This window comes from Granulicella sp. L46 (assembly GCF_009765785.1).
Classification (GTDB): Bacteria; Acidobacteriota; Terriglobia; order Terriglobales; family Acidobacteriaceae; genus Granulicella.
On the sequence record NZ_LMUT01000012.1, the window covers coordinates 474,670 to 498,149 of the forward strand.

At 57.7% G+C, this 23,480-nt stretch carries 19 protein-coding genes; 11 read left to right on the forward strand and 8 right to left on the reverse strand.

Going from position 1 to position 23,480, the window contains the following annotated elements; genetic code table 11:
- Positions 1-542: 542 nt before the first annotated feature.
- Positions 543-1,943: a nucleotidyltransferase family protein gene (locus tag GSQ80_RS11350; RefSeq protein ID WP_158787749.1), complete on the forward strand. Its 1,401-nt coding sequence runs from the start codon at positions 543-545 to the stop codon at positions 1,941-1,943.
- Between the two features lie 37 nt (positions 1,944-1,980).
- Here GSQ80_RS11350 and GSQ80_RS11355 read toward each other — a convergent pair whose 3' ends face one another.
- On the reverse strand, positions 1,981-2,706 hold the full coding sequence (locus tag GSQ80_RS11355) for a helix-turn-helix transcriptional regulator (RefSeq protein WP_216850281.1): 726 nt from the start codon (positions 2,704-2,706) through the stop codon (positions 1,981-1,983).
- 63 nt (positions 2,707-2,769) lie between these two features.
- On the opposite strand from GSQ80_RS11355, the gene GSQ80_RS11360 reads away from it, so the two are divergent.
- From GSQ80_RS11360 to GSQ80_RS11370, 3 genes are all read left to right on the forward strand, one after another.
- Entirely contained in the window at positions 2,770-3,096 is a 327-nt protein-coding gene (locus GSQ80_RS11360) for an NIPSNAP family protein (RefSeq protein WP_158787750.1), read from the forward strand.
- The gene (locus tag GSQ80_RS11365; protein WP_158787751.1) at positions 3,093-3,698 is read left to right on the forward strand and encodes a protoglobin domain-containing protein; all 606 of its coding nucleotides are present in this window, start codon (positions 3,093-3,095) and stop codon (positions 3,696-3,698) included. Before GSQ80_RS11360 ends, GSQ80_RS11365 begins: the two co-directional genes overlap by 4 nt.
- 121 nt (positions 3,699-3,819) lie before the next feature.
- Positions 3,820-5,019, forward strand: coding sequence for a PP2C family protein-serine/threonine phosphatase (locus GSQ80_RS11370; RefSeq protein ID WP_158787752.1), 1,200 nt, complete (start codon positions 3,820-3,822; stop codon positions 5,017-5,019).
- Between the two features lie 60 nt (positions 5,020-5,079).
- Here the strand turns inward: GSQ80_RS11370 and GSQ80_RS11375 are convergent, their stop codons facing one another.
- Together GSQ80_RS11375 and GSQ80_RS23750 are read right to left on the reverse strand one after the other, a co-directional pair.
- A complete protein-coding gene (locus GSQ80_RS11375) occupies positions 5,080-5,244 on the reverse strand; it encodes a hypothetical protein (protein ID WP_158787753.1) in 165 nt (54 codons plus the stop codon).
- 187 nt (positions 5,245-5,431) lie between these two features.
- Positions 5,432-6,037 carry a septal ring lytic transglycosylase RlpA family protein gene (locus tag GSQ80_RS23750; RefSeq protein ID WP_158787754.1) on the reverse strand — a complete coding sequence of 202 codons (606 nt, stop codon included), beginning with the start codon at positions 6,035-6,037 and terminating at the stop codon, positions 5,432-5,434.
- A gap of 120 nt (positions 6,038-6,157) precedes the next feature.
- On the opposite strand from GSQ80_RS23750, the gene GSQ80_RS11385 reads away from it, so the two are divergent.
- Both GSQ80_RS11385 and thiS read left to right on the forward strand, forming a co-directional pair.
- The gene (locus GSQ80_RS11385; protein WP_158787755.1) at positions 6,158-7,030 is read left to right on the forward strand and encodes a bifunctional hydroxymethylpyrimidine kinase/phosphomethylpyrimidine kinase; all 873 of its coding nucleotides are present in this window, start codon (positions 6,158-6,160) and stop codon (positions 7,028-7,030) included.
- A gap of 205 nt (positions 7,031-7,235) precedes the next feature.
- Positions 7,236-7,481, forward strand: a complete 246-nt coding sequence (gene thiS, locus GSQ80_RS11390; protein ID WP_158787756.1) for a sulfur carrier protein ThiS — start codon at positions 7,236-7,238, stop codon at positions 7,479-7,481.
- Here thiS and GSQ80_RS11395 read toward each other — a convergent pair.
- The 5 genes from GSQ80_RS11395 to GSQ80_RS11415 all read right to left on the reverse strand — a co-directional run bounded on the left by GSQ80_RS11395 (position 7,470) and on the right by GSQ80_RS11415 (position 15,212).
- Positions 7,470-8,495, reverse strand: a complete 1,026-nt coding sequence (locus GSQ80_RS11395; RefSeq protein ID WP_216850283.1) for a glycosyltransferase family 4 protein — start codon at positions 8,493-8,495, stop codon at positions 7,470-7,472. The genes thiS and GSQ80_RS11395 overlap by 12 nt on opposite strands.
- 600 nt (positions 8,496-9,095) lie before the next feature.
- Positions 9,096-11,825, reverse strand: coding sequence for an ABC transporter permease (locus tag GSQ80_RS11400; RefSeq protein WP_256369894.1), 2,730 nt, complete (start codon positions 11,823-11,825; stop codon positions 9,096-9,098).
- On the reverse strand, positions 11,822-12,172 hold the full coding sequence (locus GSQ80_RS11405) for a PadR family transcriptional regulator (RefSeq protein WP_158787759.1): 351 nt from the start codon (positions 12,170-12,172) through the stop codon (positions 11,822-11,824). Before GSQ80_RS11405 ends, GSQ80_RS11400 begins: the two co-directional genes overlap by 4 nt.
- An 83-nt stretch (positions 12,173-12,255) precedes the next feature.
- Positions 12,256-14,859 (reverse strand): ABC transporter permease, encoded by a 2,604-nt coding sequence (locus GSQ80_RS11410; RefSeq protein WP_254059589.1) that lies wholly within the window; start codon positions 14,857-14,859, stop codon positions 12,256-12,258.
- Positions 14,856-15,212, reverse strand: coding sequence for a PadR family transcriptional regulator (locus GSQ80_RS11415; protein ID WP_158787760.1), 357 nt, complete (start codon positions 15,210-15,212; stop codon positions 14,856-14,858). The genes GSQ80_RS11410 and GSQ80_RS11415 overlap by 4 nt, the downstream gene beginning before the upstream one ends.
- A 268-nt stretch (positions 15,213-15,480) precedes the next feature.
- On the opposite strand from GSQ80_RS11415, the gene GSQ80_RS11420 reads away from it, so the two are divergent.
- From GSQ80_RS11420 to GSQ80_RS11440, 5 genes are all read left to right on the forward strand, one after another.
- A complete protein-coding gene (locus tag GSQ80_RS11420; RefSeq protein WP_158788668.1) occupies positions 15,481-15,789 on the forward strand; it encodes a PadR family transcriptional regulator in 309 nt (102 codons plus the stop codon).
- A 30-nt stretch (positions 15,790-15,819) separates the two neighbouring features.
- Positions 15,820-18,672, forward strand: coding sequence for an ABC transporter permease (locus tag GSQ80_RS11425; RefSeq protein ID WP_158787761.1), 2,853 nt, complete (start codon positions 15,820-15,822; stop codon positions 18,670-18,672).
- Positions 18,673-18,821: 149 nt separating this feature from the next.
- Positions 18,822-20,084: an efflux RND transporter periplasmic adaptor subunit gene (locus tag GSQ80_RS11430; RefSeq protein WP_158787762.1), complete on the forward strand. Its 1,263-nt coding sequence runs from the start codon at positions 18,822-18,824 to the stop codon at positions 20,082-20,084.
- A 34-nt stretch (positions 20,085-20,118) separates the two neighbouring features.
- On the forward strand, positions 20,119-20,871 hold the full coding sequence (locus tag GSQ80_RS11435) for an ABC transporter ATP-binding protein (RefSeq protein ID WP_158787763.1): 753 nt from the start codon (positions 20,119-20,121) through the stop codon (positions 20,869-20,871).
- A 15-nt stretch (positions 20,872-20,886) separates the two neighbouring features.
- Complete coding sequence (locus GSQ80_RS11440; RefSeq protein ID WP_158787764.1) at positions 20,887-23,349, forward strand: ABC transporter permease; 2,463 nt, start codon at positions 20,887-20,889, stop codon at positions 23,347-23,349.
- Positions 23,350-23,480 lie beyond the last annotated feature (131 nt).

Below are 23,480 nucleotides of genomic sequence, written 5' to 3' on the forward strand. Positions count from 1 at the left end.
TACCTTCAGCTAGGAGCTGGAAGCCAAAGCCAGAACCTCCTTTGCTCCTACCCAAACACCGAAAAGCCTTGCAACCCCAAAAGGGAATTGCAGGGCTTTTCGGCTTTTCTGCTCTATTTCAATCAACCGCCTTAGGTGTTGAATCCGCCACCAACCAAGCCGCCAGAGGGGCCTGCGCTCGGTGGTTCATTCGCCGCAGGGTATTTCCATGACTACTCCCGCGCAATGTTGGTCAATGAGAAAACTTCTCAAGTCCATGACAAATGACAAATCGATGACAAATGGGGTCCTGCGTATTCTTATACTTAGCGTATTGCGACAGCGTTGGAGCCAAGGGCATTCAAGAGCGTTGACTATGCCCAGGTCGACCGGCTGGTAGACACACACGTCATCCCCGCCGTCCGAAGGTACGGAACCTCCACCTTTCAAGCCGAGTAGCAAGCTTCCATTCAATATCTGCTCGAGGTTCCAATCTTCGAAATGCTTACACCGCTCCGGATTGGGCCTCAATACTCTTGTTCCCACAGGAAGCTAGGCTCTACATGAAGCTGTCCCCCCTCACAACTCGAGAGATCGCACCGCGAATCCCGTCTGAGGTAACGGCGGTGCTCGCCGCGCTTCACCTTAGCGACCCGGACACATCTCTCTTAAAGGCGCTAGACGATCGCGAGTGGACCAGCCTTCTCGAGTTCTGCATTACCGCTCACCTCACCCTACCGCTGGCGCAGCTTGCCATGGACGGATTCCCAGACTGGGTAGTCGACCGCCTCAAGGCAAATCTCGCTGACAATGCTCTTCGCTTCGAGAACATCAAAGCGATCTATAGGGAAGCAGCGAAGGCTCTCGACGATGCAAAGGTTGAACACCTCGTCATCAAGGGTTTCACCCAGGCACCAGATTACGTTGCAGACCCGCGCCTGCGCAGGCAATCCGACTTCGACTTCTTCTGCCCTCCCGAACGCATCGACGATGCTCGCGCGGCTTTGGAGGCCATCGGCTACAAATCCTACGATGTAAATGAGGCCATCGCCGATCACACATCTGTTCTAGTTCGGCTCGGCAATTGGCAGTGGAGTGGCAATCCCTTCGACCCCGAAATGCCATTAGGGATTGATGTTCACTTTTGTCTCTGGAACGAGCGCGCCTCGCTGATTCGAATTCCAGAGGTGGAACTCTTTTGGGAGCGGCGCATGACGCGAGTCGTCGATGGGCTATCGTTTCCATGCCTGTCGCCTGTCGACCATCTCGGTTATCTATCGCTTCACATCCTCCGCAACATCTTTCTCTACGAGTGGATCGTCCACCATGTTCGTGAACTGGCAATCTTCCTTAACTCCCACGCCGACGACGATGCTTTCTGGCAAAGCTGGTGCGATACGCACACTCCGTCGTTGCGATCCTTCGAGGCAATCGCCTTCTACTATGCCCAATCCTGGTTCGGCTGCCGCCTCCATTGCCAGGCCGCGCAAGAGATCGCTAACCTCGCCGTCACACAAAAGAGCTGGCTGCAGCGCTTCTCCGGCTCCACTCTGGAGGTCATGTTTCGTCAGAACAAGGATTCAGTCTGGCTGCACCTAAGCTTTGTCTCCTCGCCCTCGGATCGAGTGAAGATCCTCACGCGCTGTCTGATCCCACCACGCATCGCGTCCATCGGAGCACCCACTGTCAATATGCGGAACAAGCGGATGGTCGCATCGAAGGACAGCAATCCTTTGCGGCAGTATGTCGTGTACCTGATCTCCCGTTCCGCCGCACACGCGCACGCCAGCTTCACTACTCTCACAAGAGGCCTACGCTGGCGTCTATCGCAGCATCGACTCCTCGGACCAAACAGCGAAATGACCGATGTGAGTGTGCATGAACCCCACGCGTATGCAATGAAGGTTCGACGCCATACAAAGAAAGTCGAAGTCGACAAACTCGGCGCCCGGAATGAGCTATAGTCAATCCGCGTCGTGTGCGATGCAGCAGTTGGCTCTTTCAGCCAACTACGATGTGCAAATATTTCGAGAAAGCTTTTCTGCCTTCGAGAGTGACTCGAACCGCGCGTGACTTCCGGGTTGGTGCGATCCAACCAAGTTCCGTGAACCGTTTGTACATCTTCACGCCCAAGGTCCCCGCCAGGTGGGGCCGGCGCTCTGTCCAGTCAGGACATTGACGCGCCAACTTCGGGTCTGCAACTCCCTCCAAGCGCGGCACAACGATCCCGCGTTGCTCGAACCATTCCACCCCTCTGTCTGTCACGGAGAAAGCTCTTCCGGCTGCTCGCGCAAGGTGACCCTCACGCTGTAGCGCGTCCGTGATAGCAACTCCGAGCCATCCGGCGAGATGCGCATAACATGTGCGTGCATGCTCAAGACTCCCTAAGGTGAGCCCGGCTGTCTTATCGGAATGCCGCGCCTGATGCGCACAAGACAACACCAGTAGCGATTCAACGGCGTAAGCAACTTCCTCATTCGCAAGTTCGTAGTAGCGGTGCCGCCCTTGCCGCTGCACCGTCACAAAACCGGCTTCATGAAGTCGTGCAAGATGTTCGCTCGCCGTTTGCGGGCTCACGTGCGCTACCAAAGCCAATTCGCCAGCAGGGACGGCGCGACCACCCATCAACTCAAGCAGCATGGCCGCCCGTGCAGGCTCTGCGATCAGTTTGGCTGCGTTGGCGAGTGCATCGCTCATACATACAGTATGCGGATTCTTTTTCGCCAACACTTCGGTCTGCGCCGAAGTTTTTTCTCCAACACACAGCGTCCAATGGTCTCAGAGGTTCTTATGTACACACTTTTCCTGCTTTACACCATCGACCCCAACAAGCTTGCCGACTGGCGCGCCTACGCACAAGCGGAGTTCGAGCCCATCACCGAGAGTGGCGGCCGTATCACCGGCTACTACGCTCCAACCGAGTTCGCCGGGGCTACCAGTGAAGCCTTCGCCACAATTGATGTCGGCACCATGGCCGAATACGAGGTGTATCGCGCCAAGCTTGCCGCACATCCGCTACATCAGGAAAATGCCCGCAAGATCGAAGCGTCCGGTGCGATCCACTCAACCTATCGCGCCATTATTCAGAAGGTCGAGCCGGAAGCGGCTGGCAAATGAACCGCCCGGACCCGTCCGCACCCTCGTCGATACCCGGCTACGACTATGGCACTCCAGGAAGTGCCGTATCGTCGGTGACAGAACGTGATCTGTCAGAACTCGAGCAGGCCGCCGGCTGGACTGCCAGGGACGCGGAGGTGCTGGCGCGGCACGCTGACGTGTTCCGTGCAAACGCCGAATCCATGGTCGACGCCTGGCGTTCCGTCATCGGTTCGCAGCCCCATCTTTCCCGCTGGTTCGTCGGTCCGGATGGTAAACCGGACGACGAATACAAGATGAGCATCAAGCGCCGTTTTGTTCAATGGGTCATTGATGCGGCGGTGCGACCTCATGACCAGGACTGGCTGAACTATCAGCAGGAAATCGGACTTCGTCACACTCCGGCAAAGAAGAACAAGACCGATGCCGCGGATACGCCGCCCCTCGTGCCGTTTCGATACCTTCTCGGCTTCATTCCCGTGGTCCTGCCGATCCGCGGGTTTTTCAAGGACGCCATTCAGGATGAAGCAGAACTCAATAAACTCCAGGAGGCGTGGACCAAGGCTGTCCTCCTCCACGTCACCCTATGGTCGCGCGCGTATGTGGCGGAAGACCTCTGGTGACCCGTCGAACCCTTTCAAGGCGCTGAAGGATAGGTCATACGGCACTCGAGCTTAGCGCCTGCAAAGTCGCGTTTTCCGGGATCGCGCTAATGCCCCCATCTCATCTGATAAGGTTCCTCCAATGACAGAAAAGGAGTTGTACCGGCGAACCTCCGAGTGGTACCGGCGGATCTCGACCCGATGGATACATTTTCGGGCGGTGCCGATGAAGCGGCTATGGGTATTGATAACAGCGGATTTCCTCCTGTTTTCAGTGGTCGGCTTCTACGTTGACCTGATGTACAGGGGAATGTTGCCTTATGCCGTCGTGCTTACCATAGCGATTTCGGTCGGGCTAAACGCTGCATTGTGGATCATCGTGCTGTCGCGGCTGTCGATGCCCTATCTAATCGGCCTGTGTGTACTGCAACTCTTCACTTCCAGGATCAACAGCATCCTCGCAAACTGGATGACGCACCGCTTCGATCTGAAGCCAGTGCCCTCGGAATTGGGAATCCATTTCGCGGCAACCGCAATGATGTCGGCGATCATTCTCTCTTACAGCCTTTTCGTTGTGTATATCCGGCGTGAGGGAAGAGAGTCGTTCCGCATGCGCAACGAACTGGAGCTGGCACACGGAATTCAGAAGACGCTAGTGCCACCGGTGGGATTGCAAACGGAGCGCTTTGAGATTTACGGCATCTCGCGCCCCAGTGAGAAGGTGGGCGGCGATCTGGTGGATGCGATTTGCCTACGGAACGGTGACGCCATTGCCTATGTCGCTGACATCGCCGGACATGGGCTTCCTGCCGGCATTCTGATGGGAATGCTGAAGACAGCGACTCGCACAGACCTGCTGGATGCGGAGGGACGCGAGCCGCATCAGACTCTGCCGGTACTGCTGGATCGGCTGAACAGGGTGCTCCCAGAGGTGAAAGAGCCGCACATGTATGCAACATTCACCGGCTTCCGGCTAGGGGCGGACGGCAGTGTGTTCTATGCACTGGCGGCAAGCCCGCCGATCGTGCACTGGCATGCGAGCGACCGGACCTTGTCGCACACGGAGGAGGGCCAGTTCCCAGTCGGGCTGCTGCCAGTTTCCGGTTTTGACGGAAAGAGGCTCGAAGTCGCGTCGGGCGACGTACTCGTGGTTGCAACGGACGGAATACTGGAAGTGTGCAACAAACCCCAGGAAGAGTTTGGCGTGGAACGACTCAAGCAAGTGATCGCGGCGAACGCCAGAAATCCTTTACCGGAGCTGGCGGAAAGGATTTTTGCGACGGCGCGTGCGTTTGGACAACAATTCGACGATCAAACAATCCTCATCGTGCGTTGTTTGTAATTTGGGCAAGTTCGGAAAGTTGGCGGAAGCTTAGTGATGGAGACGGGTCAAACATTCCAACTAGGCCGCGCCGCGCCGTTTTCGGTAAATCTTGATGGCGGCATGGATGGCTGCTCCAATGGGTAAGCCGGTGAATATCAGCCAAAAGAGAGAACGTACCGCAATCGTTCCCCATCCACCGTGCGGCGGTTCGGCTATCAGCGTAAGGGCGGTCACGGCGGCCATCCTACCGCATCCAGGTATTCAATAGTCGGATTCCCGCAAAGTCGGTTTTCGGATAATTCATTTCTGCTCCAACGGGCCCGCGGAGCTGCTCGTCCCCGCCCACCCAAACGCCAAAAAGCCCCGCAACCCAAAAGGGAATTGCGAGGCTCCTCAGCTATTACCGTTTCTTTTAGGACTTTCGACTGCCTTAGCGGTCTAGATCCGCCAACAGCCCAGGCGTCAATGCGCCCACGCTCGGTGGCTCGTCGAACGGCTGCACCTTCACGGGATCGTCCATCTTTAGCTGAGAAACCAACATCTCCGCCAGTTCAGGATCCGTAAGATTCACCTCTTCGACGCGTACCTTGGCCAATCCCGCCACGCCCAGCTTTACCGCCGCTGCGTAGGAGAGATCCACTATCCGGTTCAGCGGCACCGGGCCGCGATCGTTTACCCGGAGTAGCGTAGACCTGTTGTTTTTGAGATTCGTTACCCGAATCCAGCTTCCCAGCGGCAGCGTGCGGTGCGCGCAGGTCATGGCATACATGTCGTATGTCTCACCGTCTGCAGTCTTCCGCCCGTTGAACTTCTTCCCGTACCAGGATGCTTTACCAATTTGGAACCAGTGACGTTTCGCAACGGTCTTGCCGGTCGGTGGATTGACCGGAACCCCTGCGTTCTCTCGTTTCACCGTAGGACTTGCAGCAAGGGAGGCTGTTAATCCCAGGGTTACGGCCAGCACGCCAACGCGAGTACGTTTGCGGCCTTTCTTCCCCTGCAGCTCTTCCGTGCCATTCATCGTAGGATCACTCATCTATATATTGTCGCCTCTGGGGTACCCTAAGTCAAACAATTCAAAGGTAGTTATTCTCTATTTCGGGTTGCAAAAACCCTCTGTGTATGATAGGGTTTTCTCACGGTGGGGTTGCCTTAGGTGCCATCAAAATCCTCTAGTTCAGCCGCCCCCAGCCGCCTCCAGGAACGCACCCTCCTCACCATTGCCGGCCACGATCCCTCCTCCGGCGCCGGCATTACCGCCGACCTTCAGACCTTCGCCGCCCACCGCCGCTTCGGCACCTCTGCCATTACCGCCCTTACCGTCCAGTCCACTCTGGGCATCACGGAACTTAAGACGGTAGACCACGCCTTTCTCCGCCGGGCCCTCGACCACCTGGTCGCCGACCTGCCGCCCGCGGGCATCAAGATCGGCATGCTCGGTTCGAGCGAAATCGCCGCGACTGTCGCGGGTTTTCTCGCTACCGTCCGCTCCCAGGAAGGGAAGTCCAAGGCAGGGAATCAGCCCCCCTCCGCACTTCCCGTCGTGCTCGATCCCATCCTTCGCGCCACCTCCGGCCACGACCTGCTCCCACCCGACGCGATCGAGACCCTTCACCAGCAGCTCCTGCCCCTCGTCGACTGGATCACACCCAACTGGTCCGAGCTCTCCGCCCTCACCTCCCAGCCCGTCGAAACTCTCGGCCAGGCCGAGGCCGCCACCCAACTTCTGGCCGCCCGACACCCCCACCTCCACATCGTCGCCACCGCCGGAGACCACCCCCAACCCACCGATCTCCTCCGCCTCCCCTCAGGAGATATCCACAGGTACCCCGGCGAGCACCTCAATTCCACTTCCACGCACGGTACCGGCTGCGCCTTTTCGTCCGCCCTCCTCTGCCACCTCGTCCTCCGTGACAGCCCGATCGAAGCCGTTCGCAACGCCAAACACTTCGTCACCGAAGCCATCCGGAACGCCCCAAGCATCGGGCACGGCAAAGGCCCCCTCAACCTCTTCGGACAATTCTCCTGATCTGCGGACTTGACCGAAAACCCAATGAAATGGCCAAAAGACAAGCGTGCTTTACCTCGGTGTCAAGTCTGCTTGTCTTTTGGCCGGAAAAACCCTTGGAATTGGTCTCCCAATCGCGGCTAAGAACACCTCTGCGTAGCGCGAAACCGGGCTATGTCATGCAAAAACGCACCCGAAATGCCCCGATCTGCTAGCCTGAACGAGTATGTCGACACCCCTCACGATTCACCTTAACGGCCAGCAGCGCACCTTGGACAACCTCGAATCGCCATCGCCTTTGTCGCATGTTATCAATGCATTAGAGCTAAAATCTGATCGAATAGCTGTAGAGCATAATGGCGAGATCGTCACCCGTGCCACCTGGCCCGCAGCCCAAATCTCCACCGGCGACCGCCTGGAGATCGTTCACTTCGTAGGAGGAGGACTTGAAGAAGTCTTCCTAAGCCGCTGATTCAACAAGCTTTGCGCGCGCGATAGAACCCAGCAGGTGATCCACCCCATCCTCATAAGGCCGAGGCAATCCACCCTCCTGCAACGCCTCTACCGCCGCCGGCCCACTCCGGCTAAGTCGATCGCGTAAGTCCCTTGATTCATATAATCTTAGGACAGCATCCTTAATCTGTTCCACGCTAAACGCATCGATCAAAAGGCAATCCCGATCCGCCACTAAAAGCTCCGAAGCCCCGCAATTCCGAGTAGCCACCGAAGGCACCCCATTGGCCACCGCCTCAAACAAAGCCATGCCAAAACCATCGTCCACACTAGGCAGAATGAATGCGTCGCACTCGGCGTAAAATGTACTAATATCAGGTACATAGCTAACCAGCTCAACGTTTGGAAGTTCGCTCATCAACTGCTTGAGAAGGGGATAGCGGAACATCGCATCGCCCGTCCGAATCTTCAATTTCGCGTTCGGAAGCGCCAGTTCCTTCCACGCCTGGAGCAGGTACAAGTAGCCCTTCCGCAGCGGCTGACCACCAACACACCCAAGCACAAACGTTGATCCTAAAGGCTTTGAATTCCTCGGAGAAACCTTCGACCGCCCATACAGTGGTGCCAACACGACCTTCTTCCGCAGATGATCAGGGAAGCTCCGCCGGCTGTAATCTGAGGGCGAGAGGATAAAGTCTGCCGTTTCATACTCTTCCACCTGCCGCTCGATAAACCAGGGTGAATTCCTACGAAATTCACTCCCAACTTTTTTCGCTTCCTCGGCCATAACATCTTGCTGCACACGGATATCCGGGCAAGCACGGTCCAGTACAAAGGTGCCTCCCAAGCGCTGCGCGGCCTTGCCGCTAGCCAGGCTGGAGGTGGACGCACCCAGCAATAAGTCGCAATCCTTGAGTACCTTAGCAGTCCAATGATCAAAAAAGGTTGAATCCAGCTCATCCAGCACCAAGGGTGTCCGCAGGTGGGTGAGGCCGCTAAACATAGCTACTGGCGCAGGGATCCATCGATTCATGACCTTCGGGTCGAAATTGCGCATTCGGCTGCGGGGCGTTGCGGTGTACAGGCAGACGTCGCATCCTCGCCGCACGAACGCGTTGGCAGGCAATTGATAATGAGCCTGTCTCCCGGTAGCAATAACGACCTTCAAAACTGCAACCTCACTATCTGGAAGGTTATCACCGCAGCGAAATTGATCCCGCCAGATCCACACATAAGGCCAGAACTAGCAGGGTAGGAGCAATAAACATCGTTAGTATACAGAATATGTGTTATCAGACATTCTATCAAAGAGCCTGCAACATTTTGTTGTGCAGGTCATTCAAGCAAATTATGAAAGTTGTATCTCATCATGAAGTGGTCACCGCCCAAGCTTCTGGTTAATATTGCGAAAAACGGGGCCAGCCTTGATTTCGGTTGTTCGGAGCCAAGTCTTCCAGAGCAGATATCGGGCAAGTTCTCATGTCGACTCCGCGACTAATCGAGACGTCTCTTCCCTTTCCACAAAATTCGTCTCTAAGGGAGGAATTTTGATCTCTACGCCCTTCTGACTCCATTCGATATGTTCGACGTGTATGGCTTATCGACATTTGGAACCGGCGCGGATTTTCTGCGGCTATTCGGCGCGCAAGGCTTGCATCGGGTCGATTTTGGTGGCGCGCCTTGCGGGTAGCCATGCGGCGGCGATGGTCATTACAGAAACGGCGGCAATTGCAATGGCGATAGCCGTCGGGTCGAGGGGACTTAACTCATAGAGCTGGCTCTTGAGAATGCGTGTGGAACTCAAGGCGACGGGCACACCGAGAGCGAGTCCGAGAACCAACAGCAGAAGGCACTCTCGAAGGATCATCCAAAGCAGCATGTGAGATCGTGCTCCGAGGGCAAGACGGACTCCAAACTCACTCGTGCGGCGGGCTACCGAATACGAAAGCAAGCCGTAGATCCCGATGCAGCCGAGGAAAACAGCGATGACTCCGAAGAAACTCGACAGCCGGGCAACCAGCGATTGCGTCGCAATGGAACCGTAGACCTGCTCTTCCAGACTGTCAACATTGTTGACCAGAATATTCGGGTTGACCTCAGCGATGGCGCGGCGCGTGCGCGAGATGATCTCCTGTTGATTTTCCCCGGGAACATAGCGAACCGCAAAGTTCCCGTAGAAGCCCGGATTTTGCGTGCAGGGGAAATAAGCGGCCATCAGCTTGTCTTCGGTGAGTGAGCCGTACTTGGCATCTTTGACGACGCCGATCACCTCCTTTTCGCCAGGATGGTCGGGAGTTTCTCCGATGCCGAAGCGGTGGCCGATCGGCGAACCGTTCGGAAAGAATCGACGCGCCATCGTCTCGTTGATAATCGCAACTTTATTGGACGTCTGCGTGTCCTGGGCAGTGAAGAGACGACCCTCGACCAGCTGAATGCCCATGGTGGAGAAATATCCCTTGCCCGTAATGTTGAAGAGGACCTGGCCGTCGTTTGACTGCGTCCGCGGGATGCCCTGGAAGAGAACTTGGTCGGTCCATCCGCCTTGATTGAACGTGAAGAAGGCAAAGCCGTCAGCCTTTACGCCGGGGATGTCCTGCACACGGTCTTCGATCTGCTCCTGTAACTGGACAGAGCGTATCTCATCCGAAGTTCCATGCGGCAGATTGGCCGTGCTTGAGTCGAGCGAAAAGATAAGGACGTTCTGCTTGTCGAAGCCAGTCTCGATGTTCGACAGGTTGATAAGGCTGCGCACGAATAAACCGGCGACAACCAGCAGGATGACGGAGAGCGCAATCTGCCCCACGATCAGTGATCTCGCCAACGCTCCACGAGTTGAGGAAGAAGAACTACCACGCCCGTCCTTGAGCGCGGGGACGAACTCGAGTCCGGCTGCGCGGAATGCGGGCAACAGACCGAACAGAAGCGCGGTTATCATCGTGGCGGCGAGCGTGAAGCCGAGCACGGGCAGATCGGGAGTCAGATTCAACGGAATTGGATTGGGACCTGGTGTGGCCATGCTCAGCAGCACAGCACTCGCCTTCCACGCCAACGCTACACCGGCTACCGCTCCCAGGAACGCAAGCAAGAGCGACTCGGTGAGCAGTTGCAGCACAATCCGGCTGCGTGATGCGCCCAGCGCTATGCGCATCGCGACTTCACGCGTCCGCGCCACGCCTCGCGCAAGAAGCATGTTCGCAATATTCGCACAGGCAATCAAAAGCACCACCGCGACAATGGCCATCAGAATCTTGAGCGGTACCGAGAACGCGTAACGCAGGAAAGAAACCCCGCGGCCTCCTGGATTCAGTTCGACACTGGCGTGTGCAAGCTCGTCGAGGTGCTGCCGCGAAGGTTGAGGCCCGAGGTAGCTGCGCAGAATCTGGTGGAAAAGTACATTGGTTTCGGCACTCGCCCGAGTTGCGGTCACACCGGGCTTTAGACGGCCGATGAGGTAGAGCGACTGGAAAAATTTACTGCCCAGTCCATCCGAACCAGGACGAGAGAATGCCTTCTCCATCGAAAGCGGAATCCACAGGTCGGTCGATTGGCCGACCGTATATCCGTAGAAGCCTGGACGTGCAACACCAACCAGCGTGTAGTCGTGCGACTGGATGCGGATGGTTTTACCAAGCGCGGATGGGTCGCCATTGAATTGCCGCTGGAACCAGGAGTAACTGGCTACGGCGACCGGACCTGAGCCGTCGGCGCCATCGTCGGATTCGCCAATGGTACGGCCCAGAAACGCTGGTACGCCAAGCACGGAGAAGTAACTGCCGGAGACAAGATTGACGTGGGCGGTCTGATACGCTCCCCCGCCAATCGAAGCTTTGGTCGCAGACTGGCTGCTGTCTACCGCAGCGATTCCCGAAAACGAAGTAGCTTTCTGGCGAAGATCGTGAAAGAAGGGATAGGAGAACAGCCTCGTGCTCTCTTCGGGAATTGAGCTCGTGCTGCCCTGTGCCTGGCCATCCCCGAATAGAAACAACTCACTAGGCTTCTCCACCGGAAGCGGACGCAACAGAAGCGCGTTGACCAGCGTGAAGATGGCGGTGTTGGCGCCGATGCCCAGCGTCAAGGAGAGGATGGCGATCGAGGTGAAGCCAGGCGACTTTCGAAGTTGCCGCACACCGTATCGGACATCCTGAAGTAGCGTTTCGAGCCACATCGTCCCTCGGCTCTGGCGACAATCCTCTTTGATTTTTTCGGTGCCACCGAACTCCAGGCGCGTCAGTCGGCGAGCTTCGATTTCGGAAATACCGGATTGCACCTTGTCGGAGACCTGCGAGTCGACGTGAAACTGGATTTCCTTGTCCAGATCACGCTCCATTCGTCTTCGCGCGAATAGTCTTTGCAGCCAGCTCATGAAAGTCCCTCCAGAGTGCCCTTAAGAATGAGCCCGACAACATCGGTGAGGCGCTTCCAGTTCTCAGTCTCAACCTCAAGATGCGCTCGGCCCTTGACCGTCAGTTCGTAGAACTTGGCTTCACGCCCTGTTTCGGACAATTCCCAGTTCGAAGCCAGCAGCTTTTTGTATTCGAGCCGATGAAGAGCGGGATAAAGGGATCCTTGTTGCACCTGCAAAGCCTCGCGAGACATTTGCTGAATTCTTTGCGCGATGGCGTAACCGTGAATGGGTCCAAGCGCAACCACCCTCATGATCAGGAGATCGAGGGTTCCCTGCGGGAGATCGAATTTGTCTTGTGTCTTCATGCCTATGACTTCTACATATACCCCGTGGACGTGTAGAAGGTCAAGGCGTTGATTTGGAGCCCAAGCCTTACGGTGTAAACACTCTACTCCGACCGCAGTGCCACCATCGGGTCGATCCGGGCGGCCCTCCGCGCCGGTAAATATCCCGCCACAAACGCCACTCCTAACAGCAGCACGGCCACCCCCACAAACGTCACCGGATCAGTAGGCTCCGTTCCAAACAGCATCGTACTGATCGTCTTCGCCACCACAAACGACGCCACCGTCCCGACCGCGATTCCAATCACCGCCATCCGCAGCGTCCTCGAGATCACGCCCATCTGCACCCGTTCCCGCGTGGCGCCCAACGCCATGCGTACACCAATCTCTTGCGTCTGTCGCGTCACGGCGTACGAGATCACGCCATAAATTCCCAACGAAGCCAGCAGCAATCCAAGCCCTGCAAAAATTCCCACCAGCACCGCAAAGAACCGGCGCGGTGAGGTCGAGTGATCCACCACGCTATCGAGCGTCCGGAAGGTTGTCGCCGGCTGTCCCGGATTCATCGACCGCAGCGTACTCATCACGCTCGGAGCAAGTGAATCCAGCGGCAGGGATGACCGCACGATCAGGAGCTGATCCGCAAGGTCATTGCTCTGCGTCACAGGTACATACACCTGCGGGGTCGACGCCTTCTCTACGCTGCTCTCAGGCACGTTAGCCACCACGCCGATCACAGTCGTCTCACCCCGCCCCACTCCTACGGCGATCTTGCCTACTGGATTCTGCCCCGGCCAATCGCGCTTCGCCGTCGCTTCATTGATCAGGATCACTTGGGTCCCCTTCAGCGCGTCTGTCCACGCAAAATCGCGCCCCGCGACTATGCGGATTCCCATCGCGCGAAAAAATCCCGGCGAAACCACGCTCACATAAATATCGTTATTCCAATCAGGTGGGTACGTCCTACCCTTCGCCTGCAATCCCCAACTGCGATTGCGATCTAGGGGCAACGAATCCGTAAATGCTGTTGCCTCTACTCCAGGTAAATCACCCACGCGCCGCACCATCTCATGAAGCACCTCGCCGCGTTGCTCATCCGTAGTCGCGTTGAAGGTAATCGGCAGAGCGGCTGTATGGCTCGGCTGAAATCCAAGGTCTACGTCCATCACTTTCAAAAAGCTGCGCAGCAACAGTCCTGCGCCTACCAACAACACGCAAGCCAGTGCAATCTCGCTCACCACCAGCGTTGACCGTATCCGTTGGTGCTTCCGCCCTGCACTCGTGCCGTGACCAGAGTCTTTCAGTGTCTCCTGCAGATTGATGCCCGAGACCCGCACCGCAGGCACAATCCCGAACAGCACAGCCGCGACCATGGCAATCGCCAGCGTCCACAGAAGCGACGCCGTATCGATGCGCACCTCGCTCAGCAACGGCAGCGCCAGCGACCCCTGGTGCGCGAGGTACATCACCGCTGCAAACGCCAATCCCAATCCAAGCAAGGCCCCCGCAGAAGACAGCAACAGACTCTCCGTTAGCAACTGCCTTACGATGCGCCCGCGTCCTGCTCCCAATGCCGTACGCATGGCGAATTCCTTGCTCCGTCCCGCAGCACGCGCCATCAGCAGATTGGAAAGGTTGACACACACAATCAAAAGGATCATCCCCACCGCACACCACAGCACGATGAGCGAACGCCGCAGCTCTCCACTCACATGTTCCTTCAGTCCGGTTATCACCGTGTTGGCGTCGCTCGCCCAGTTCTGCGTTTTCAGCGCATCGCGCATCTGTGGAAACAGCACCGACACCTCGGCCTGCGCCTGGGCCGGTGTCACACCCGGCTTCAATCGGCCAACCAGCGAAAACATATGGCCGTAGTTGCGCACATCGTAAGGATGGATCGCCCGCACCAAGTCGGTCTTTGTCCCCGGCGCAAAGACCGATCCAAAATCGAAGCTCGGCGGCAACACTCCCACCACCGTCACCGGCATATTGTCGAGCGTGATCGAGCGCCCTACGATCGACTGATCGCCATGAAATTGAGTTTTCCAGTACGGATAGGTCAGCAACGCCACAGAAGCGCTGCCCGGCAGCGCCTCCTGCGCCGTAAAGTCTCTGCCCAGCATTGGCTGTATGCCCAGCGTCTGCAAAAAATCCGCCATCACCCATACGCCGGCCACCGGCTTCGGTTCACCATAGCCCGTTAGCTTGAAGTCGGGCGCGCGAAATGGCACGAATCCGGCCACTGCACGGAACGACTGGTTATGATCACGAAACGCCTCATACGAATCGGTGCGGTAGGTCACGTCCGACAAGCCACCCACTCCCCCGCCACCGGCAATCCATGCCAATTCCTGCGAATGATCGAACGGCAGCGGCCGCAACAATACCGTGTTGACTACGCTGAACACTACTACGTTCGCTCCGATCCCCAGCGCCAAAATCAGGATCGCCACCGCTGCAAAGCTACGTTCGCGCTTCAGCGTCCGCCACGTGTAGCGCAGGTCTTGCATTAGGTTCTCCATGCGCAGCCATCCCCACCGCTCGCGTGTTACATCCGCAACCAAAGGCACATTCCCGAACTCACGCATCGCATCTCTCCTTGCGTCTTCAGGTGTCGCGCCCGCAGCCACGCGGTCCGCCGCCGCCATTCGCAGATGACTTTCAATCTCCTCGTTCAACTCTTTCTTGCGTCCGTCGAACAGGCTCACAGCGCACTCTCCTTCGCGCTCATAATTGCTTCTATGGTCGCGACCATTTTTCCCCAGCGCTCATAGTCGTTTGCAAGGTGCTTTTTCCCCAGCATCGTGATCTTGTAGAACTTCGCCCGCTGGTTCGCATCACTCTTCTTCCACTCCGCCGAGACCCAGCCTGCCCGCTCAAGCCGGTGCAGCGCCGGATACAGCGACCCCGTCTCCACCTGCAGCACCTCATTCGAACTCACCCGAATCGCCTGACTGATCCCATACCCGTGCTGTTCGCCCCACTGCAGCGTCTTCAACACCAACATGTCCAACGTTCCCTGCACTAACTCAATGCGGTTCTGATAAGCACTCTTCGCCATAGGCCGTAGATCCTCTACATCCTTCAAGATGTAGAGAATCTACACCATTGAAAGAGTGTCGGCAAATATTTTTCAACTGCTGGCTTGGCTGAGCATGATGGGCCCGCGGCGGATGCGATGATCTGGCACGGACAGCGCTAGGAGTTGGTGAAATATTCCTCTTGACAGACAAGAGGAACTGTATTCTCCTCTTGTCTATCAAGAGGAGGCCAACGTCTTGCCTGCCAAACCAGATGAAGTAAGCCGGAATACCCCAATATCTCGCGACATGGTCCAGGGGACAATGGAAATGCTCATTCTGAAGACCCTGGACCTTGAGCCGATGCACGGTTACGGTGTTGCTCTGCGCATCGAGCAGATCAGCCAGGGAGTATTCCGCGTGAACCCCGGCTCGCTATTGCCGGCGCTCAGCCGTATGGAACGAGCGGACCACGTCAGGTCTGAATGGCGCGTGACCGAGAACAATCGACGCGCGAAGTACTACATGCTCACCGCCAAGGGCCGCAAAGCTCTTTCCACTGAAACACGACAATGGCAGAGACAGATAGAGGCAATCTCGCGCATCCTCGAAGCATAATCGAGGCGGAAATAGTATGGGAGGAAGTCAATGCGATGGCTCACTAATCTCATCAATGGCCTTAGGATTCTCACGCACAAGCAGCGCGTCGAGGCTGAACTTGACGAAGAACTGCAAAACTACCTGGAAGAATCCATTGCTCACAAGCAAAGCATTGGCATGGCTCCTGAGACTGCGCGGCGCAGCGCTCTGGCCGAAATGGGCAGCCGTAATTCGGTCAAACACCAGGTGTGGTCCTCGCGTTGGGAGTCTACTGTTGACAGCCTGCTTCAGGACGTCCAGATCAGCCTGCGCTCACTCCGAAAAAGCCCGGCATTCACGGCCGTGGCTCTCCTATCGCTCGCGATCGGCATTGGCGCCAATACCGCCATATTCACGCTGATCCAGCAGGTCATGCTGCGGAATCTGCCGATGCGCGATCCTCAACAACTCGTCACGTTCGATAAGTCCAATGGCGGAGGCATCATGGGCGGCGTTGATCTCGGCTACTACGGGATGTTTCCGTGGTACTTCGCGCGCCAGCTGCAGAACAATCCCGGACCCTTTCAGGGCATCGCTTCCTACGGCAGCTTCGCAGCGAAGACCAGCGTTCGCCTACCCTCCCAGCACGGCTCGTCAGACGACAATACGCAAGCCATTCTTGTGCCCACCAGCCTTGTCTCTGGCAACTTTTTCAGTTTGCTTGGCGCCCAGCCTCTCATGGGCCGCACCATCCTGCCGTCTGACGATGCCACACCGGGCAGCGGGGCCGTCGCGGTTCTCAGCTACGCTTTCTGGCGTCAGTCGCTGTCCGCCGACCCCTCTGTTCTTGGGACAACCATCACCATCAACCGCACCCCCTTTACCATCATTGGTGTCATGCCTGAAGACTTTCAAGGTTTCAAGGTCGATCTTGAAGCAGTTGGCTTGTGGACGCCCATCTCCATGCAGCCCGTCGTATTCCAGCAACCATCGTTGCTGACTCCTCAGGATGGCGCTTACTTCCTTCACATGTTTGGTCGTCTCAGTCCGCAGGCAACCACCAGCAAGGCCGCACTCGCACGAAGCCAGCAATGGCTGGATGCCCAAGTCCGCTCCGGAATCCGCGCCCATGAAGGTTCTTCCATCACCGCTGCTCGTGAGCAGGAGATCAATCGCGTCACCGTCCCACTCATTTCGGCGCAACATGGCATCTCGGAGATGCGTGGAACCTACGGCGCATCTCTGCAGATTCTCTTGACGGTTGTGGCCCTCGTCCTACTCATCGCGTGCGCCAATCTCGCCAACTTCCTGCTCGCCCGGTCTGCGACACGGCAGCGCGAAATCGCCACCCGCCTGGCACTCGGTTCGAGTCGTTTGCGGATCGTCCGCCAAAGCCTGATTGAAACGATCCTTCTTTCGCTGTGCGGAGGCATGCTTGGCCTGATCGTCGCTTTCACCACTATTCATGCGCTGATCGCCTTTGTTTCTCAAGGAGCAAGCTATACCTCCCTCAGCTCAAAGCTCGACTACCCGGTGCTTCTGTTCACCTTCGCGGTTTCGATCTTTACCGGGCTGCTCTTCGGAATCGCGCCAGCCATCGTATCGTCGCGCACCCAGGCAGCGGGTGCTCTGAGCTCCAATGCCCGCACCGCACAATCTGGCGGAGGTCGCTCCGCGCGCTTCTGGCCTAAGCTGCTGGTCACGGCGCAGATTACGCTGTCGCTGTTTCTCCTTGTCGGCGCGGGCCTTTTTCTTCGTTCCTTCCGCAATCTTCAGGATCAGGATTACGGCTTCGAACGCATGCACCTGCTTATAGCGAACTTCGATGCCCGGTTAGCCGGCTATAAACCGAACCAGGCTCCAGCGCTCAACGATGCACTCCTCAACCGTCTCTCGGCAATTCCCGGCGTACGTTCCGCTGCGCTCGCCGTGGCCCCGCCCATTTGGCCCGGCAACTGGACCTCGAGCATCAAGCTCACTGGCTACACCCCTGCACCCAAAGAAAATATGCAGTCGATCCTCAACCGCGTATCCGGTCAATACTTTGAAACGGTGGGTATTCCCATCCTGGCCGGTCGCGGCATCCGTCCATCCGATTCAGCCACCAGCTTCAAGGTAGCTGTCATCAGTCAGGCCCTTGCGCAACATTTCTTCCCCAAAGGCGATGCCATCGGCCATTCGCTCTCGATAAATATTGATAGCGTGGCAGGGCCGTGGCAGGTCATAGGGATCGCACGCGACACAAAGTCAAGCGATCCGCGCGGGACAGCCCCTGTTCGGATGACCTATATCCCGGTCGCACAGATCGAGCCTTTGGAGCCAGTCTCGGCTCCCACAAAAGAGAACCCTTCGCCCGAGCCGCCAAAGGAAAATGACAATCGATTCGTCGGAACCGTCATCCTGCGCACCACCGGAAATCCGTCGACCTACATCCCCGATCTCAGGACGGCCTTCGTCTCTGTCGATCGCAATCTGCCCCTGCTTAACGTCATCACTATCCACGACCAGATCTCGAGTCTCATCTCCAATGATCAACTCATCTCCACCCTCACCGGCATCTTCGCCCTGCTCGCCGTATTCCTTGCCGCCATCGGCCTGTACGGCGTTATCAGCTACAACGTCGTCCGCCGCACGAACGAGATCGGCATCCGCTTTGCCCTCGGCGCCCATGCTCCATCGGTCATGTGGATGATCCTCAGCGAATCCCTCCTGCTCCTCTCTATCGGCCTTGCATTGGGACTGCCGCTCACATTTGCCACAACCAGGATCATCCATCAGCAACTCTTCGGTCTCACCGCGATGGATCCAGCCTCCTTCACCGTTGCCGTCGCCATCGTCACAACCATGACCATCGTCTCTGTATGGCTACCAGCCCGAAGAGCAACCAGGATCAATCCCATGGTCGCTCTTCGCTGCGATTAGATGGGAGGGTGGAACGAGGCGCTGTCCACTTCCGGACACCCAATCCATTTGCGAACGGTATTCCTTTAGCTCCCACGCCACAAGCTGTTCATTCCTATGGGAGATTGGACGGTACTGCATTGGCCTTCCATTTGCTTCTGTAGTTCACGATGGACATCTCGCGCCCCGACATACGAAAACGAAAGCTGCGTCGAAACCTTCTGCTTACCCTTGGTGCGTTTCTTGGCCTTGCGCTCGCAGCATACTTCGTCCTGCGCCTGAAACCCGCGATCCCCACTGTCGATAGCGCAGTTTGGACGGACACCGTAAAGCGCGGGCCGCTGTTGCGGCAGGTGCGCGGGCCGGGATCGCTCGTTCCGCGTGAAGACCGGATCCGTCTGGTTCCTGCGGAGACAGAAGCCACTGTCGTTCGCATCCGCGTGTTGCCGGGTGCGCATGTCGAACCGGACACGATTGTGATGGATCTTGTTGATCCGGAACTCCAGCAACAGTTGCTGGACGCGCAGTTGCAGCTACAAGCGGCCAAGGCCGATTACAAGAATACACAGGCGCGGCTGCAGAGCGACTTGATGACGCAGCGTGCAGGCGCTGCAACGGTCGGAGCCGATCAGAAGCAGGCGCAACTCCAGGCCCAGACGGACAAAAGTTTATATGACCTCGGCGTCATCAGCGGTCTCAGCTACAGCGCCTCGAAGGGTAAGGCTGACGAACTCAACCAGCGTAATGATCTGGAGCATCAACGCCTAGACCTCAATCAGAAGACGATCGTTACGCAGCTAGCCGTGCAACAGGCGAAGGTGCAACAGGCTGAGGCGATTCTTTCACTTAAGCAGAAGGAACAGGATGCTCTGAGCGTGCGTGCCGGGATCGCCGGTGTGCTGGTCGATCTGCCTCACCAAGTCGGCGAGCACGTTGCGATCGGGACAACCCTGGCTAAGGTCGTCCAGACCGACCAGTTGAAGGCGGCGCTCAAGATTGCCGAGACTCAAGCCCGCGATATCCAGATCGGCCAGCCGACTGAGATCGATACACACAACGGCATTATCAACGGCAAGGTCACGCGCATCGACCCAGCCGTTGAGAACGGAACCGTCACAGTAGACGTGGAGTTGATTGGGGCGCTACCACAGGGTGCCCGACCCGATCTCTCCGTGGATGGAACCATCGACCTCGACCGCATGACCGATGTGCTCTATGTCGGTCGGCCAGCTTTTGGAAACGAAAATTCGACCATTAGCCTCTTCCGGCTTTCACCCGATGGAAAAACCGCAACGCGTGTACCGGTTAAAGTTGGGCGCGCGTCGGTGAATAGCATTCAGGTGATCGAAGGCCTCAAGGTTGGCGACACAGTCATCCTCTCCGATATGTCCCGTTGGGATTCGGTCGATCAGGTCCGGCTCCAGAACCAATAACTGCAGCAGACGTACTACCCGAAAGGAACAAGCAATGGCCACAGCGGACAGCCTCATCCACATCGAGGACCTCACCAAGGTCTTCTACACTGACGAGATCGAGACACATGCGCTCTCTGGCGTGCATCTGTCGATCGCACGCGGCGAGTACGTTGCCATGTCCGGTCCCTCGGGCTGCGGCAAGTCGACGCTGCTCTCCATTCTCGGGTTGCTCGATACCCCGAGCAGCGGCCAATACACGCTCAACGGCAAAGCTGTCGCCAACCTCGACTTCGCAGACCGCTCGCGCATTCGCAATCAGGAAATCGGTTTCATCTTCCAGAGCTTCAACCTCATCGGTGACCTGACCGTCTTCGAGAACGTCGAACTCCCGCTGACGTATCGCTCGGGTATGCCAGCCTCAGAACGTAAGGACCGCGTGATGCGTTCGCTCGAGCGCGTGAACATGGCGCACCGCACACGCCACTATCCAGCGCAACTCTCGGGCGGTCAGCAACAACGCGTCGCAGTGGCGCGAGCACTCGCTGGATCGCCGTCCATCCTGCTGGCGGATGAGCCCACAGGTAACCTCGATTCAAAAAATGGCGAGGCCGTGATGAAGCTCCTGCAAGAGCTGCATGAAGAGGGCGCGACGATTTGCATGGTCACCCATGATCCCCGCTTCGCAGCGCATGCTCAACGTCAGGTGCATCTGTTCGACGGCAAAGTTGTTGCCGAAGGAGAGCTGCTTCAACTTCTAGCCGATCCCGCACATAACCCCTCCACGACCACCATCGCCGCACAGTAGTCAAAGGAGCCTCGCATGGTCGCAGCTCTTCGCCACGCGCTTCGCAGCCTGCGCCGCTCGCCAGCGTTCACGTTCACGGTGATCGCCACGCTGGGCATCGGCATCGGAATGAATGCTGCCATCTTCGCGGTGGTGGACTGCGTGCTGCTGCGACCGCTTGGATATCACGATGCGGACCGTATCGTATTTCTGCAGACGCATTTCGTCGATGAAAACCGGTCGATCGGCTCACTGGGGGGCGACGACTATAACGACATTGCTCACCAGATTCGCGGACTGGAGGCAACGGCCTACTACCAGGTCTGGCCCGACGGCATCTCGATAAAAGGGTCGGCGGTCCAGCTTCCGGTTGCCAATGTCAGCCCTGGCTTTGGAGAAGTGATGGGCGTTCAGCCGCTCGTCGGACGTCTGTTTCGAGCAGATGATGCGGATGGTCAAGAGGTCCTTATCGGAGCAGCCTTCGCGCGCCAGCACTTCGGAAGCGCCGTCGCCGCCATTGGCCAAACCATCCGATACAACGACGTCTCGCGCCCGATCGTCGGTGTGCTGCCGGACGGTTTCTCCTTCCCGAACAACGCACAGGTCTGGATGGAGTTGCCGACTGCACCGACGAATGTGAATCGGACGGCGTACAACCAGCACGCCATCGGCAAGCGCAAGGCCGGAGTGTCTCCAGCCCAGCTCGCCTCCGAATTCGCGACCTTCTCCTCCCAGCTTCAGCGCGCATACACTGAAGACTCGCGGAAGACCTTTGAAGCTATTCCACTCCAGGAACGGCTGGTTGGCGACGTTCGTCCCACACTCAATCTGCTCATGGGATCGGTCGCCGTCATTCTGCTGATCGTGTGCGCCAATATCGCCCACCTGCAGCTCGTGCATGCTACTCGGCAGCTTCGTTCCGTCACGATACGCACTGCTCTCGGCGCCTCGCGCTCCGTTCTGGCCTTGCGAGCTTTAGTCGAAGCTACGCTGCTGGCGCTGGCGGGTTGTTTTGGTGCAATCCTGATTGCTGTGCCGGCATTGCGGCTTCTCGTCCGGCTGGCTCCGCCGGATCTACCGCGGCTCGAAGACATTCACCTGAATGGAGATGTTTTCCTCTTTTCGGCGTTGCTCTCTGTGACCGTGATGACGATTACGGCCCTTTTGCCTGTTTGGCGCTCGTGGCACATCGATCCAGCGGCCGCGCTCCGGCAGGACGCCTCTCGCGGCACGGAAGGCCGTGGATCCGCTCGCTTGCGTGACGGCCTCATCGTGGCTGAGGTCGCCCTGACTCTGACACTTTCGGTCGCAGCTATTCTGCTGACTCGGCAGCTCATGGGGCAGGCGCGGCAGGACCTCGGCTTCTCGCCGGAATCTCTGGTCACTCTCGATACCCACGACGTTGGAACAACGCGCTTTCCTGACGAGCCGACGGACAAATCGCCAACCGCGGAGACCGTGTACAAAGCAACTGAACTGGCGGTCGCGCAGGCACGACTCAATCGCCTCGACGACACACTTAACCTGGTCGCACATACCCCCGGCGTACTTTCAGCAGGCGCCATAGATGGCGCTCCGATGGGATTCGGCAGCTCAAACGTTAGCTATGCCGTGAAGGGACGACAGGTCTTCGCCGCGCCCTTCCTGAACCTTCCGATTGCTTATCCATATCCCGTCACACCCGGCCTCCTCGCCACCATGGGGATTCCCCTGCTGCGTGGCCGGGCACTCGAACCCGGCGATCGACTGGGTGCGCCTCCCGTGCTCCTGATCAACCAGGCGCTCGCGCACACTATCTTCCCCAATGAAGATCCGATTGGGAAGCAAATCATGTGTGGCTATGACGACACGGAGGGATGGTGGACCATCGTCGGCGTTGTCGCAGACATACGGAGTGACTCACCGGCCGAAGCCCCCAAGCCTACCTTCTATATACCGATTGCACAGCATCCTCATAACGCGGGCGACATACAGATCGTCGCTCGAACAGCCGTCGAACCTGGCGCCGTGGCTGAGACTTTGCGCAAAGTTCTGCTGCGCAGCCACCCCGAAATTGCCGTCAAAGCAACGACCATGCGACAAAACATCGGGGAGACTCAACGTGCCGATAACTTCCGCTCACTGCTCTTCGGAAGCTTCGCTGCCGTAAGCATCCTGCTGGCGGCAATCGGCATGTACGGCGTGACGGCGTACTCGGTGGCCCAGCGCAAGTTCGAGTTTGGCGTCCGCGTGGCGCTGGGGGCCAATCGGGCGCAGGTGCTGCGTATGGTACTCGGAAAAGCCACGGCCTGCGCAGCTTTAGGCATAGGGATTGGCATAGCGCTCTCGCTAAACCTGGCGCACGTGCTTAGCAGCGTCATCGGCAAGCTGCCTGCCTTCGACATCGCGGCCTACGCCATCGGGTCGATTGCCATACTCTCCATCGCTCTGCTGGCAACGCTCTTCCCTGCGCAGGCCGCCGCCAGCGTTGACCCCATGACCGTCCTTCGCAGCGAATAACGCAACCAAGGAGACCGCCCCATGAACTCGTTGCTACAGGACCTTCGCTTCGCCTTGCGCCAGCTCCGCCGCTCGCCTGGTTTTGCGTTGATCGTAGTACTCGCACTATCACTTGGCATCGGCGCCGCGTC